The following is a 14,356-nucleotide window of genomic DNA, read 5'->3' on the forward strand; positions in this document are numbered from 1 at the left end:
CGGGAACGGCGGCGGGCTGCGCCGCGCCAGCCGCCATATTACACAATTCATCAGTATTGCAAGCCGGCTCTCGCTCGGACTGCGGCGCCCCGCCTCGGTTCCGGCGCGCCGCGCGCGCGGCCCTCGCCGCCGCCGCGCCCAAAACAATCAAGCCCTTACGCAAAAACAGCCCGGCAAAGCCGGGCTGTCAGCGGACGGCCAGCCCAAGGCTGGCAGAATTCACAGAGGGTCAGCGCGTGGCGGCGGCCAGCTTGCTGCCCTGGTTCTCTTGGCGCAAGGCGCGGGCCTTGACCAGGGCCTCGCTGAAATCAATCTCTTCCAGCGCCACCATCCGGGTCTTGTGCTTGAACTTGTAGCCCAGCCACAGCGCCAGGAACAGCGGGATGCCCAGATAGGTGGCGATCACCGCGCTCCAGTCGATATGGCCGCCTATGAAGGCCTCGTAGTTCTGGCCCAGCATGATCAGCAGGCACAGCGCGAAGGCGAACAGCGGCCCCAGCGGGAACCACTTGGCCTGGTAAGGCAAGTCCGCCAGATCGTGGCCCTGCTTGACGTAGCCGCGGCGGAAGCGGTAGTGGCTGATGGCCACGCCCAGCCAGGCGATGAAGCCGGTCATGCCGGAGGAGTTCAGCAGCCACAGATAGACCGCGTTGGTTTCAAACAAGGAGGTCAAAAAGCACAGCGCGGCGATCACGCTGGTGGCGTACAAGGCGTTGCGCGGCACGCCGTTGCTGGACAGCTCGGCGAAGCGCTTGGGCGCCATCTTGTTGCGCGCCATGGTGTAGAGCATGCGGGTGGACGCGTACATGCCGGAGTTGCCGGCGGACAGGATGGCGGACAGGATCACCGCGTTCATCAGGCTGGCGGCCATGGCGAAACCGGCGCGGTTGAACACCAGGGTGAACGGGCTCGCGCCCACGTCCTTCATGTCGTTCTTCAGCAGCAGCGGATCGTTGTACGGCAGGATCAGGCCGATGATCAGGATGGACAGCATGTAGAACATCAGGATGCGCCAGAAGATCTGCCGCACCGCGCGCGGAATGGTCTTGCCCGGATTGGCGGACTCGCCGGCGGCGACGCCGATCAGCTCGGTGCCCTGGAAGGAGAAGCCCACGATCATGGCCACGCCGACGAAGGCGGCCAGGCCGCCGACAAACGGCCCCTGCCCCTGCTGCATCACCGACAAGCCCGGCGCGATGCGCTGCGGGTTGGGGTCGGTCATGATGCCGAAGATCATCAAAAAGCCGATGACGATGAAGGCGACGATGGTGGCCACCTTGAGCATGGAGCACCAGAACTCCGCCTCGCCGAAGCCCTTCACCGAGAAATAGTTGAGCACGAAGATGATCAGCAGGAAGCCGGCGCTCCAGACGATGCCGGGCACCGCCGGATACCAGTAATGCATGATGATGGCGGCCGCGGCCAGTTCCACCGCCACGGTGATGGCCCAGTTGTACCAGTAGTTCCAGCCCTGGGCGAAGCCGAAGGCCGGATCGACGAAGCGCGAACCGTATACCTGGAAGGAACCGGACTCCGGCATGAAGGCGGCCATTTCGCCCAGGCTGGTCATCAGGAAGTAGACCATCAGGCCGATCAGGGCGTAGGCGATCAAGGCCCCGCCGGCGCCGGCCGAAGCCACGGTGGCGCCGGAAGCCAGGAACAGGCCGGTGCCGATAGAGCCGCCGATGGCGATCATCGACAGGTGGCGCGCCTGCAAGGTGCGCCTAAGCTCTTGGCTTTCTTGCTTTTTTTCCATCTCTTTGTCTCAAGTGCGCCTGCTCGGCGACATGGCCTTCGGCTCGCTGCGGCCAGCCGGCGGCCTGTTGTCGCTACGACAGGCAGTCGTAATCGAAACGCAAAAGAATGACAGCAACCACGACTGTTGACTAGTCAAACATGGCTTTGAAGCTTAAAAAACGAAAATGTCATGTTCGCAAAGGAATATCGCACCCGGTTGGACTGCGTCCATGGCCCCGCTCAAGGTCTAGCGAGCGCCGCGCGGCGGAACTGTCGCGGGAATCATACAGTTTTCGCCTGCTCCGCCGACCGCGGCCCGCCTCGGCGCAGCCGGCGCGACCGCGTCGCCGCACCGTGGTTGCATGGGAAAACTCACAGTCGACGACGGTCTTCCTTCATTTACAAATAAGAATGAATCTCATTTGCAAAAATGACAAATAAGACCTTGTCATACAAAGAGAAATTTAAATTTAATCCAAATTAAAACAAATAAGACATCACAAACCGTCACAATCGCATTTACAATTTTCACACCTCCCCATTGAATAAAAATCCACTCCAATCGAATAAAAACCTCTCGCCGCTTATTCAATAAATCCGTTCGCCATATCAATATAACGATTGCTCATAACTCTATAGCGGCTAATTTATTCGCCCCTGCCCAACATCTGCCATAAAATGGCCTCGCTTGCTGAAGCGAATCGTGCTTTTCCATTATTTACATTTTGGTCATCACATAACGATAAGCGAACCGCCCGCGCAGGAACGCGGGCAAGCCGCAATTCCATCGCTTTTGATTACACAACCCAATGAGATAAACCATGAACGCTATTGTCGATCCTGTTTTTCACCCTTTTGGAGTTTCCGATACGGATCTGGCCAAACAAATACTGGAGCGGGTTTTCAAACTGCGCCGCGTCCACCCGGAAGACCTCGCCGCGCCGGAAGACCTCGCCGCGGAGATGGCTCCGCACCTGCCCAGGATTCAAGCCGCCGTCGCCCGCCGCCAGCCGCTGCAAATGATTCTGCCGGCCTTCCCCGGCAAATCGCCCAATCGCAATAAAACCCTGGGCGCGATGCCCGATTTGGCGGAGCGCCACGCGCTGGACAATCTGCACCAACTCTGCCGAGACATTCAAAGCCTCTACCCGCCGGGCGCTCAAGTCGCCATTTGCTCGGACGGTTACTGCTTTTCCGACGTGGTGTATATCCCGGACGCCGAAGTCGCCGCCTATATGGACGACTTGATTCGCTACGCGCGGCAACGCCACGGCGACAGCTTCAGCTTTTACGACTTGAAAGACCACTTCAGCTATATCGGCGACCTGGATTCGCAACGCGAAGAACTGCTGATTCTTTACAGCGACTCCATCGAACAAATCAAACGCCAATGCCAGGACGAGCCGGCGATGCGCGCGATGTACCAGGGCATTACCCGTTTCCTGTTCGAGGACGCGCAAGGCATGGAGCGCTTCGCCGGCCACAGCAAGACCAGCTTGCAGAAAATGGCGCGCGCCAACGCCTACCGGGTGATCCAGCGCAGCAACGCCTGGAGCCGGCTGCTGGAGCGCGCGTTTCCGGACAGCCTGCGCCTGTCCATCCATCCGCAATTCCGCGTATCCGCCAAGATAGGCGTGCGGCTGGTGGACAGCGCCGACGCCTGGCTGACCCCCTGGCACGCGGCCGCGATCAAGCACGAACACGGCGTGATGCTGAAAAAACGCAGCGACATCGACGAAAACCAATCCGCGCTGGTCTTTGTCGACGGCCGCCCCAGCCACTTCATCGCCACCGCCGCCTGACCCCCCGCCTTTCATCGTTCATTTCGAGTATCGCCATGCAAAACGAACCTCTTGTCGCTTCCATCGTCTCCATTCTGCTCGACGCCTTCCAGGGCGAAGCCGACCACCCTCAGCGCGAGCCGCACCGCCAGGCGCTGAGCGCCCAAGTGGAGCGCTTCGTGCGCCGACAACAGCCGCTGCAGCTGCTGCTGCCCGGTTTTCCGCTGAAATCGCCCAATACCCGGGACAAGACCGCGTCGGACCGCCCCGACTACGCCGAATACGCGGCGCTGCAGCGGCTGGACGAGCTGTGCCGCGCCATTGGCCGCGTCTACCCGGCCGGCTGCGCGCTGGAACTGTTCAGCGACGGCCTGAGCTTCCACGATCTGCTGGACATCCCGCGCGACACCGCCAACGACTACCATCGCCGCCTGCGCGCGCTCTACTCCAGCCCGGCGCTGCGCTGGCATGACTACGCCAGCGTTCAGCCCGGCTTCGACCGCCAGCGCGACCGCGCCGAAAGCGTGCTGCGCCGCTACCTGCCCGCCGCGGCCGCCGACTTCGCCCAAGCGCTGCCGGAAAACCAGGCCGGCCGCCAGCCGCAATGGCTGAGCCTGCTGCGCGAGGACAACGCGGCGCGCGGCATCGCGGAGGCCGAAGACTGGCCGCGGCGCGCGCTGCGCCTGGCCTGGCGCGGCATCGCGCTGGACGCGATGCTGGCCGAACATTTCCCGGACGCCATCCGGCTGACCATCCACCAGTCCGGCGCGCCCGGCGGCAAATTCCCCATCCGGCTGTCGCCGGCCCAGGCCGAGGCGGCGCTGCCCTGGCACCGCGTCTACCTGCTGAACCTGGCCGGCCGCGGCGAACTGGTCTCCAGGCGCCAGGCGCTGGACGCGCGCCGCGCCAAGGCGGTGAGCTTCGACGGCCAGCCCTGGCTCTATCTGGAGCAGGCCGGCGACGAATGGGAGGCTTGCGAGCTGTCGGTGATGCTGGCCGGCCGCTTCGGCCTGCTGATCGAGAACCGCCGCCCCGGCGCCAACTGCCTGTCGCTGCCGCGTCCGGCCCTGGCCCGCCTGGCCCAGCTGTTCGGCTTCGTCGCGCTGCGCGGCTTCGCCGTGGCCGACGAGGACAATCTGGTCGACTTCAGCGCCCAGTTCGGCACGCCCTACATCTGGCAGTTCGGCGCGGTGCACAAGGTCAAGCCGGAAGAGGACGCCGACGGCTTCGTCCACTCCTTCGAGGAATTGCCGCTGCACTGGGACCTGAGCATGCTGCCGGCCGACAATGAGTTCGTGCGCAAGAACCCGCGCTTCAGCGCCAGCCTGTTCGCGCTGTATTGCAAGACCGCGCCGCAGCGCGGCGAAGGCCAGACCACGCTGGTGGACGCGCGCAACATCCTGCGCCAGGTGCCGGCGGCCACGCTGGCCGAATGGGAAAAACTGGAAATCCGCTACCACACCAAGTTCACCTATTTCGGCGGCGACGCCCGCGTCTATCCGCTGGTGGAAACCCACCCTGACACCGGCGAATCCGTGCTGCGCTTCCAGGAAAACAGCAACTCCGAACTGCAGAAGTTCTTCGTCGACGTGGAAGAACGCGCCGACGACTACCCCAATCTGGTGCAGGAACTGCTGGAGCGGGCTTACGCGCCGGAAAACCTGATCGAGCACGACTGGCACGACGGCGACCTGGTGTTGATAGACAACTACAACAGCCTGCACGGCCGCCGCGCGATGACGCGCGCCTCGCATAGGCGCGAGCTGTGGCGCGTCCAGGTCCACCAAGGCTAAGAACCTGTTTACGATCTGCTGCGCTGCGGCGATACGGCGTTGAAAACATCTTCGAAATGCTCATGTACCGTATGTACATTCCGCTTTCTCAGCCGCAACGCCTTGTCTCGCCCTTGCTCACGAGATCGTAAACACGTTCTAAGACCGCTCCACACCGTCCGGCCCCGCCGGACGGCGTCATCCCCACCTCTCGTCCCCTGAGCCGCCATGAACCCACGCAAGCAGAAAATTCTCTTCGTCGGCGAGGCCGTCACCCTGGCCCACGTCGCCCGCCCCTACACCCTGGCCGCCGCGCTGCCCGCCGCGGACTACGACATCCACCTGGCCGCCGCGCCGCGCTTCGACTATCTCTACCAGCGCCAGGACATCCATTACCATCCGCTGATCACCAAGAGCTGCGAAGACTTCCTCCACGCGGTGGACAACGGCAAGGCGCTGTACCGCCGCGAAGAAATCATCGCCTACGTCGAAGAGGAACTGCGCCTGATCGAACGCCTGAACCCGGACGTCATCGTCGGCGACTTCCGCCACTCGCTGGGCATCAGCGCCGCGCTCGCCGGCAAACCGCTGGTCAATCTGATCAACGCCTACTGGAGCCCCCACCGCCATCCGGCGCCGCTGCCGGTGCCGGAACTGGCCAAGATCAATCTGCACCGCCTGCCCGTCATGCCCTCGCTGATGCGCTGGATCACCCCGCTGGCCACCCGGCTGCTGGCCCGCTCGCTCAACCGCGCCCGCGCCCATTACGGCCTGGCGCCGTTCGCCAACTGCTTCGAGGCCTGGAGCCACGGCGATCAAGTGCTGTACTACGACTCGCCGGAACTGGTGCCGCTGGGCCCGCTGCCCGCCCACCACCGCTACCTGGGCCCGGTCACCTGGTCGCCGGGCGGCGCGCTGCCGGACTGGTGGCCGCAGCTGCAAAACCGCCCCACCGTCTATCTGTCGCTGGGCTCCTCCGGCAATCTGGCGCTGCTGCCCACGCTGATTGACCAGCTGCTGGGCGAAGGGCTGCAAGTGATCGCCAGCACCGGCAGCCGCCAGCGGCTGCCGCAGCGCTCCGGCCTGTTCAGCGCCGACTTCCTGCCCGGCGAGGCCGCCGCCGCCCGCGCGGACCTGGTCATTTGCAACGGCGGCAGCCCCACCAGCTACCAGGCGCTGCAACAAGGGCGGCCGGTGATAGGCATCCCGTCCAATATGGACCAGCTGCTGGCGATGCGGCATATCGAAGCCTACGGCGCCGGCGTCGCGCTGCGCCGCCACCACATCGAAACCGGGCGGCTGCCGCCCTTGCTGCGGCGCATGCTGGCCACGCCGTCCTACCGCCAGCGCGCGCAGCAACTGGCTTGGCACTTCGCCGCCGCCCGGCCGGATCTTACCTTCCGTCAAGTCTTGCAACAATTCGACATACAATCGCCGGCGCAAGTAAAACCCGGTTCAAACAAGGAGCGCACAATGCCGTAAGCATCGACCATCGGCCTGCTGCGGCGCCCCCAACCGCCCATCCATGCCGGCGGTCGCCTTCGAACGATCCGGAGCGGCCCGCGCCGCTCCAACGCCGCATTCCTGGAGCCCCGCCGTGACCCAATCCGCCGCGCCTCGCCGCCCGTTTTACCGTTCCCCGCTGTGCTGGGGCCTTGTCGTCGCGCTCGCTCTGGGCGGCGGCTGGTGGTGGCGACAGCACGCGGCCGCGGACGCCGCGGGCCAACGCCGCGCCGCGCCGCCGGCGGCCGTGGGCGTGGCCTCCGCTCAACTGCAAAACGTGCCCTTGCAGATCAGCGCGCTGGGCACCGTCAACTCCACCTACACCGTCACCGTGCGCAGCCGCGTGGACGGCCAGCTGGACAAACTGCACTTCGAAGAAGGCCAGCCGGTCAAACAGGGACAGTTGCTGGCGGAGCTGGATCCGCGCCCGTTCCAGGCCGCTCTGGCCCAGGCCGAAGGCCAGCTGCTGCGCGACCAGGCCTTGCTGCAAAACGCCCAGCTGGACCTGGCCCGCTACCGCCAGCTGCTGGAGCAGAACTCCATCGCCAAACAACAGGTGGACACCCAGGCGGCGCTGGTGCGCCAGTACCAGGGCACGGTCAAGCTGGACCAGGGCGCGGTGGACAACGCCAAACTGCAGCTCAGCTACAGCCGCGTCAGCGCGCCGGTGTCCGGCCGCGCCGGCCTGCGCCAGGTGGACCCGGGCAACATCGTCCACGCCAGCGACGCCAACGGCCTGGTGGTGATCACCCAGACCCAGCCCATCAACGTGCTGTTCTCGGTGCCGGAAGTCAGCCTGGGACAGGTGCTGCGGGCCAGCCGCGCCCAACCCGGCCTCGCGGTGGAAGCCTGGGACCGCGACAACCGCAACAAGCTGGCCGACGGCAAGCTGCTGGCCATAGACAACCAGCTCAACACCAGCACCGGCACCGTCAATCTCAAGGCTCGCTTCGCCAACGCCGACGAGGCCCTGTTCCCCAATCAATTCGTCAATGTGCGCCTGAGCCTGGGCGAGCAGGAAAACGCCGTCACCGTGCCGGCCACCGCCGTGCAGCTGGGCAAGGCGGGCAGCTATGTCTACACCGTCAACGCCGACAGCAGCGTCAGCCTGAACCCAGTGAGCGCCGGCGCGCGCGTCGGCGACATCGTCATCGTCGAGCAAGGCCTGAAGCCCGGCCAACGCGTGGTGGTGGACGGCCTGGACAAGCTGCGCGACGGCGCCAAGGTCACCGTGGTGGACCGCGCCGCGCAAAGCCGCCAGGCCACCCAGGGCTCGGGCAAGAACGGACGCCACAAGCGCGACGGCAGCGGCCCTGCCGGCAAACGCCGCGCCTCGGCGGCGCAGTAAGCGCGGAGAGACGGCATGAATCCCTCGCGCCTGTTCATCCTGCGCCCGGTGGCCACCACCTTGCTGATGGTGGCCATCCTGCTGACCGGCCTCGCCGCCTGGCGCATGCTGGCGGTGTCCGCGCTGCCGGAAGTGGACTACCCCACCATCCAGGTGGTGACCCAATACCCGGGCGCCAGCCCGGAGGTGATCACCTCCTCCATCACCGCGCCCTTGGAGCGCCAGTTCGGCCAGATGCCCGGCCTGTCGCAGATGTCGTCCACCAGCTCCGGCGGCGCCTCGGTGATCACCCTGCAGTTCGGCCTGGAATTGAGCCTGGACGTGGCCGAGCAGGAAGTGCAGGCGGCGATCAACGCCGCCGGCAACCTGCTGCCGTCCGATCTGCCCAATCCGCCGGTGTACAGCAAGGTCAACCCGGCTGACACCCCGATCATGACCATCGCCGTCACCTCGCCCACCTTGCCGCTGACCAAGCTGGAAGACCTGGTCGACACCCGGCTGGCGCAGAAACTGTCGCAAGTGCCCGGCGTCGGCCTGGTCAGCATCAGCGGCGGCCAGCGCCCGGCGGTGCGCATCCAGACCAATCCGCGCCAGCTGGCGGCGCTGGGCCTGACCCTGGAAGACGTGCGCACCGCCATCGCCAGCGCCAACGTCAACCAGGCCAAGGGCAGCTTCGACGGCCCGCACCAGGCCTCTACCATAGACGGCAACGACCAGCTCAAGTCCGCCGACGAATACCGCGGCGTCGTCATCGCCTACCGCAACGGCGCGCCCATCCGCCTGTCCGACGTGGCCCAGGTGGTGGATTCGGCGGAAAACACCCGCCTGGCCGCCTGGGCCGGCGCCACGCCGGCCATCATCCTCAATGTGCAGCGCCAGCCCGGCGCCAACGTGATCCAGGTGGCGGACCGCATCAAATCCCTGCTGCCGCAGCTGCGCGACACCCTGCCCGGCGCGGTGGACGTCAAGGTGCTGAGCGACCGCACCGTGACCATACGCGCCTCGGTGGCGGACGTGGAGTTCGAGCTGATGCTGGCCATCGCCCTGGTGGTGATGGTGATCTTCGTCTTCCTGCGCAATGTGCCGGCCACCGTCATCCCCGCGGTGGCGGTGCCGCTGTCCCTGGTGGGCACCTTCGGCGTGATGTACCTGGCCGGCTTCTCCATCAACAACCTCACCTTGATGGCGCTGACCATCGCCACCGGCTTCGTCGTCGACGACGCCATCGTGATGATAGAAAACATCGCGCGCTACATCGAAGACGGCGAAACGCCGATGGCCGCGGCGCTCAAGGGCTCCAAGCAGATCGGCTTCACCATCATCTCGCTGACCATCTCGCTGATCGCGGTGCTGATTCCGCTCTTGTTCATGGGCGACGTGGTGGGCCGGCTGTTCCGCGAATTCGCCGTCACCCTGGCGGTGTCCATCCTGATCTCCGCCTTCATCTCGCTGACGCTGACGCCGATGATGTGCGCGCGCCTGCTCAAGCATGTGCCGGAAGACAGGCAAGGCCGCTTCTATCACGCCAGCGGCCGCTTTTTCGATCGGGTGATCGCCCGCTACGGCCGCATGCTGAGCTGGGAGCTGGAACGGCAGACGCTGACCCTGCTGGTGGCGCTGGCCACCGTGGCGCTGACCGCCGCGCTCTACCTGGCCATGCCCAAAGGCTTTTTCCCGCTGCAGGACACCGGCGCCATCCAGGGCGTCAGCGAAGCCTCGCAGTCCATCTCCTTCGGCGCCATGGCGCGCAAACAGGAGGCGCTGGCGCAGCAGCTGCTCAAGGACCCGGCGGTGGACAGCCTGTCCTCCTTCATCGGCGTGGACGGCAACAACGCCGCGCTCAACAACGGCCGGCTGCTGATCAACCTCAAGCCCAAGGACCAGCGCGACGACATCCGCACCGTGCTGGCCAGGCTACAAAGCCAGGCCGACGCGGTGCCCGGCATGGCGCTCTACCTGCAACCGGTGCAGGACCTGACCATAGACTCCCGCGTCAGCCGCACCCAGTACCAGTTCACGCTGCAGGCCACCAGCGCCGAGGACCTGTCCGCCTGGACGCCCAAACTGGTGGAAAAGCTGCGCCGGCTGCCGCAGCTGGCCGACGTGGCCGGCGACTTGCAGGACCAGGGCCTGCAAGCCTACGTCAACATCAACCGCGACGCCGCCGCGCGGCTGGGCGTCAGCACCGCCGCCATCGACAACGCGCTCTACGACGCCTTCGGCCAACGGCTGATCTCCACCATCTTCACCCAGACCAACCAGTACCGCGTGGTGCTGGAAGTGGACCCGCAGCACCAGCAGGACCCGCTGTCGCTGAAGAGCCTGTACGTGCCCACCGCCAACGGCGGCCCGGTGCCGCTGGACGCGGTGGCCAGCATAGAAGAGCGCCCCACCGCGCTCGCCATCAACCACCTGGGGCAATTCCCCACCGCCACCGTGTCCTTCAATCTGGCCCCAGGCGCCTCGCTGGGCGCGGCGGTGGACGCCATCCGCCAGGCCGAGGCCGAACTGGGCCTGCCGGCCAGCATAGACACCAAGTTCCAGGGCGCCGCGCTGGCCTTCCAGGCCTCGCTGTCCAACACCCTGTGGCTGATCCTGGCCGCCATCGTCACCATGTACATCGTCTTGGGCGTGCTCTACGAAAGCTATATCCATCCCATTACGATCTTATCCACCCTGCCCTCCGCCGGCATCGGCGCGCTGCTGGCCCTGCTCCTGTCCGGCAACGATCTGTCGGTGATCGCCATCATCGGCATCATCCTGCTGATCGGCATCGTCAAGAAAAACGCCATCATGATGATAGATTTCGCGCTGGAGGCCGAGCGCGAACGCGGCATGAGCCCGCGCGACGCCATCTACCAGGCCTGCCTGCTGCGCTTCCGCCCCATCCTGATGACCACCATGGCCGCGCTGCTGGGCGCGCTGCCGCTGATGCTGGGCGGCGGCATGGGTTCCGAGCTGCGCCAGCCGCTGGGCGTGGCCATGGTGGGCGGCCTGCTGCTCAGCCAGGTGCTCACCCTGTTCACCACCCCGGTGATCTACCTGGCCTTTGACCGGCTGGCGCGCCGCCTCGGCCGCAAGGCCAAGCCGGAACTGAGCGCCGAGGGCGAAGCATGATCCCGTCCGCCCCCTTCATCCGCCGGCCGGTGGCCACCACCCTGTTGACCCTGGCCATCCTGTTGGCCGGCATGCTGGCCTTCAAGCTGCTGCCGGTGTCGCCGCTGCCGCAGGTGGACTTCCCCACCATCTCCGTCAGCGCGCGCCTGCCCGGCGCCAGCCCGGAAACCATGGCCGCCACCGTGGCCACCCCGCTGGAGCGCGCGCTGGGCCGCATCGCCGGCGTCACCGAAATGACCTCGTCCAGCTCACTGGGCTCCACCCGCGTCACCCTGCAGTTTGAGCTGGACCGCGACATAGACGGCGCCGCGCGCGACGTGCAGGCGGCCATCAACGCCGCGCGCTCCCTGCTGCCCACCGGCATGCCGTCCAACCCCACCTACCGCAAGGTCAATCCCGCCGACGCGCCCATCATGATCATCGCGCTGACCTCGGACAGCCTGAGCCGCGGCCAGATGTACGACGCCGCCGACACCATACTCGGCCAGAAGCTGGCCCAGGTGGAAGGCATAGGCGACGTCAACGTGGGCGGCGGCGCGCAGCCGGCGGTGCGGGTGGAGCTGAACCCGCGCCAGCTCAACCACTACGGCATAGGCATGGAAACCGTGCGCGGCGCCATCGCCGGCACCAACGCCAACCGTCCCAAGGGCTTCCTGGAAAACGACGAGCGCCACTGGCAAGTGCAGGCCAACGACCAGGCCAACAAGGCCAGCGACTACCTGCCGCTGATCGTCAGCTACAAAGACGGCGCCGCGGTGCGCATCGCCGACGTGGCCGAGGTCAAGGACTCGGTGGTGGACCTGCGCAACGCCGGCCTCTTGGGCCGGCAGCCGGCGGTGATGCTGATGCTGTTCCGCCAGCCCGGCGCCAACATCATCGAAACCATAGACCGGGTCAAGACGCTGCTGCCGCAGCTGCAGGCCTCCATCCCCGCCGCCATCAACATGCAGGTGGTGATGGACCGCAGCCCCACCATCCGCGCCTCGCTGCAGGAAGTGGAGCGCTCGCTGCTGATCTCGGTGGCCCTGGTCATCCTGGTGGTCTTCCTGTTCCTGCGCAACGGCCGCGCCACCGCCATTCCCGCCATCACCGTGCCGGTGTCCCTGGTGGGCGCCTTCGCCGTGATGTACCTGGCCGGCTTCTCGCTCAACAACCTCAGCCTGATGGCGCTGACCATCGCCACCGGCTTCGTCGTCGACGACACCATCGTGGTGCTGGAAAACATCTCCCGTCACATCGAAGACGGCATGAAGCCGATGCAGGCCGCCTTGCGCGGCGCGCGCGAAGTGGGCTTCACCGTGCTGTCCATGAGCGTCTCGCTGATCGCCGTCTTCATTCCCATCCTGCTGATGGGCGGCGTCATCGGCCGGCTGTTCCGCGAATTCGCCGTCACCCTGTCCGTGGCCATCCTGGTGTCGCTGCTGGTCTCGCTGACCACCACGCCCATGCTGTGCGCGCGCTGGCTCAAGCCGCGCGAAGAACGGCCGCCCGGCCGGCTGTTTCAATGGAGTGAGCGCGTCTTCGACGCCATGCTGGACGGCTACCGCCGCAGCCTGGACTGGGCCTTGCGCCACGGCCCGCTGATGATGCTGATCCTGGCCGCCACCATAGGCCTCAACGTCTACCTCTACCTGGCGGTGCCCAAAGGCTTCTTCCCGCAGCAGGACACCGGCCGGCTCAGCGGCATGATACGCGCGGACCAGAACATCTCCTTCCAGGCCATGCAGCAAAAGCTGCAGCGCTTCATCACCGTGGTCAGCCAGGACCCGGCGGTGGACAAAGTCTTGGGCTTCACCGGCGGCGGCCAGCGCAACAGCGCCAATATGTTCGTCAGCCTCAAGCCGCTGGGCCAACGCCAGGAAAGCTCGGACCAGGTCATCGCCCGGCTGCGCAAGACCCTGGCGCGCGAACCCGGCGCCCAGCTCTTCCTGCAAGCGGTGCAGGACATCCGCATCGGCGGCCGCTCCAGCAACGCCCAGTACCAGTACACCCTGCAAGGCGACGACCTGGCGGAACTGCGCGAATGGACGCCCAAGGTGCAGCAAGCGCTGATGAAGCTGCCGATGCTGGCCGACGTCAACACCGACCAGGAAGTCAAAGGCCTGCAAACCACCCTGGTCTTCGACCGCGACGCCATGGCGCGGCTGGGTCTGACCCAGGCCCAGGTGGACGCCGCGCTCAACGACGCCTTCGGCCAGCGCCAGGTGTCCACCATCTACAACGCGCTCAACCAATACCGCGTGGTGATGGAAGTGGCGCCGCAATACTGGCAAGGCCCGGACGGGCTGGACAGTATCTTCCTGCAGACGCCGGGCGGCCAGCCCACGCCGCTGTCCGCCGTCGCGCGCTGGGCGCCCGGCAACACCGCGCTGTCGGTCAACCACCAAAGCCAGTTCGCCGCCGCCACCGTCTCCTTCAACCTGCCGCCGGGCGCCGCGCTGTCCGACGCCACCGACGCCATCAATCAGGCGCTGGACGGCGTAGGCCTGCCCAGCAGCATCCACGGCAGCTTCCAGGGCAGCGCCAAGACCTTCCAGGCCTCGCTGGACAGCCAGCCGCTGCTGATTCTGGCCGCGCTGATCGCCGTCTACATCGTGCTGGGCATGCTGTACGAAAGCGTGGTGCACCCGGTCACCATTCTCTCCACCCTGCCCTCGGCCGGCGTCGGCGCCTTGCTCGCCATCATCGCCACCGGCGGCGAATTCAACGTCATCGCGCTGATAGGCGTGCTGCTCTTGATCGGCATCGTCAAAAAGAACGCCATCATGATGATAGACTTCGCGCTCAACGCCGAGCGCGAACAGCAGATGACGCCGGAACAGGCGATACGCCAGGCCTGCCTGCTCCGCTTCCGCCCCATCATGATGACCACGCTGGCCGCGCTGTTCGGCGCGCTGCCGCTGGCGCTGGGCCGCGGCGACGGCGCCGAGCTGCGCACCCCGCTGGGCATCTCCATCGTCGGCGGCCTGCTGCTCAGCCAGCTGCTGACCCTGTACACCACCCCCGTCGTCTACCTGTATCTGGACCGCTTCCGGCTGTGGTGCCGCCGCTGGCGGCCCGCGCGCGCCGCGCTGAACCGCGGAGCCGAGGAATGAAAC

The 14,356-nt window shown here is 66.0% G+C and carries 7 protein-coding genes; 6 read left to right on the forward strand and 1 reads right to left on the reverse strand.

Features of this window, described 5'->3' with window-relative positions; all coding sequences use genetic code 11:
• Positions 1-229 precede the first annotated feature (229 nt).
• A complete protein-coding gene (locus VK98_RS00110; RefSeq protein WP_048412091.1) occupies positions 230-1,756 on the reverse strand; it encodes an amino acid permease in 1,527 nt (508 codons plus the stop codon).
• An 802-nt stretch (positions 1,757-2,558) separates the two neighbouring features.
• On the opposite strand from VK98_RS00110, the gene VK98_RS00115 reads away from it, so the two are divergent.
• The 6 genes from VK98_RS00115 (at position 2,559) to VK98_RS00140 (ending at position 14,353) form a co-directional block, all read left to right on the forward strand.
• Complete coding sequence (locus VK98_RS00115) at positions 2,559-3,539, forward strand: isocyanide synthase family protein (RefSeq protein ID WP_048412092.1); 981 nt, start codon at positions 2,559-2,561, stop codon at positions 3,537-3,539.
• A 35-nt stretch (positions 3,540-3,574) separates the two neighbouring features.
• Positions 3,575-5,311, forward strand: a complete 1,737-nt coding sequence (locus tag VK98_RS00120; RefSeq protein ID WP_048412093.1) for an L-tyrosine/L-tryptophan isonitrile synthase family protein — start codon at positions 3,575-3,577, stop codon at positions 5,309-5,311.
• A gap of 207 nt (positions 5,312-5,518) precedes the next feature.
• Positions 5,519-6,772: a nucleotide disphospho-sugar-binding domain-containing protein gene (locus tag VK98_RS00125; RefSeq protein ID WP_053077149.1), complete on the forward strand. Its 1,254-nt coding sequence runs from the start codon at positions 5,519-5,521 to the stop codon at positions 6,770-6,772.
• 115 nt (positions 6,773-6,887) lie between these two features.
• A complete protein-coding gene (locus VK98_RS00130; RefSeq protein ID WP_231589174.1) occupies positions 6,888-8,141 on the forward strand; it encodes an MdtA/MuxA family multidrug efflux RND transporter periplasmic adaptor subunit in 1,254 nt (417 codons plus the stop codon).
• Positions 8,142-8,156: 15 nt separating this feature from the next.
• Positions 8,157-11,258, forward strand: coding sequence for an MdtB/MuxB family multidrug efflux RND transporter permease subunit (locus VK98_RS00135; protein ID WP_048412095.1), 3,102 nt, complete (start codon positions 8,157-8,159; stop codon positions 11,256-11,258).
• Positions 11,255-14,353: a multidrug efflux RND transporter permease subunit gene (locus VK98_RS00140; RefSeq protein ID WP_048412096.1), complete on the forward strand. Its 3,099-nt coding sequence runs from the start codon at positions 11,255-11,257 to the stop codon at positions 14,351-14,353. Before VK98_RS00135 ends, VK98_RS00140 begins: the two co-directional genes overlap by 4 nt.
• Positions 14,354-14,356: the final 3 nt, after the last annotated feature.

The sequence above is a fragment of the Chromobacterium sp. LK11 genome, from assembly GCF_001043705.1.
GTDB lineage: Bacteria > Pseudomonadota > Gammaproteobacteria > Burkholderiales > Chromobacteriaceae > Chromobacterium > Chromobacterium alkanivorans.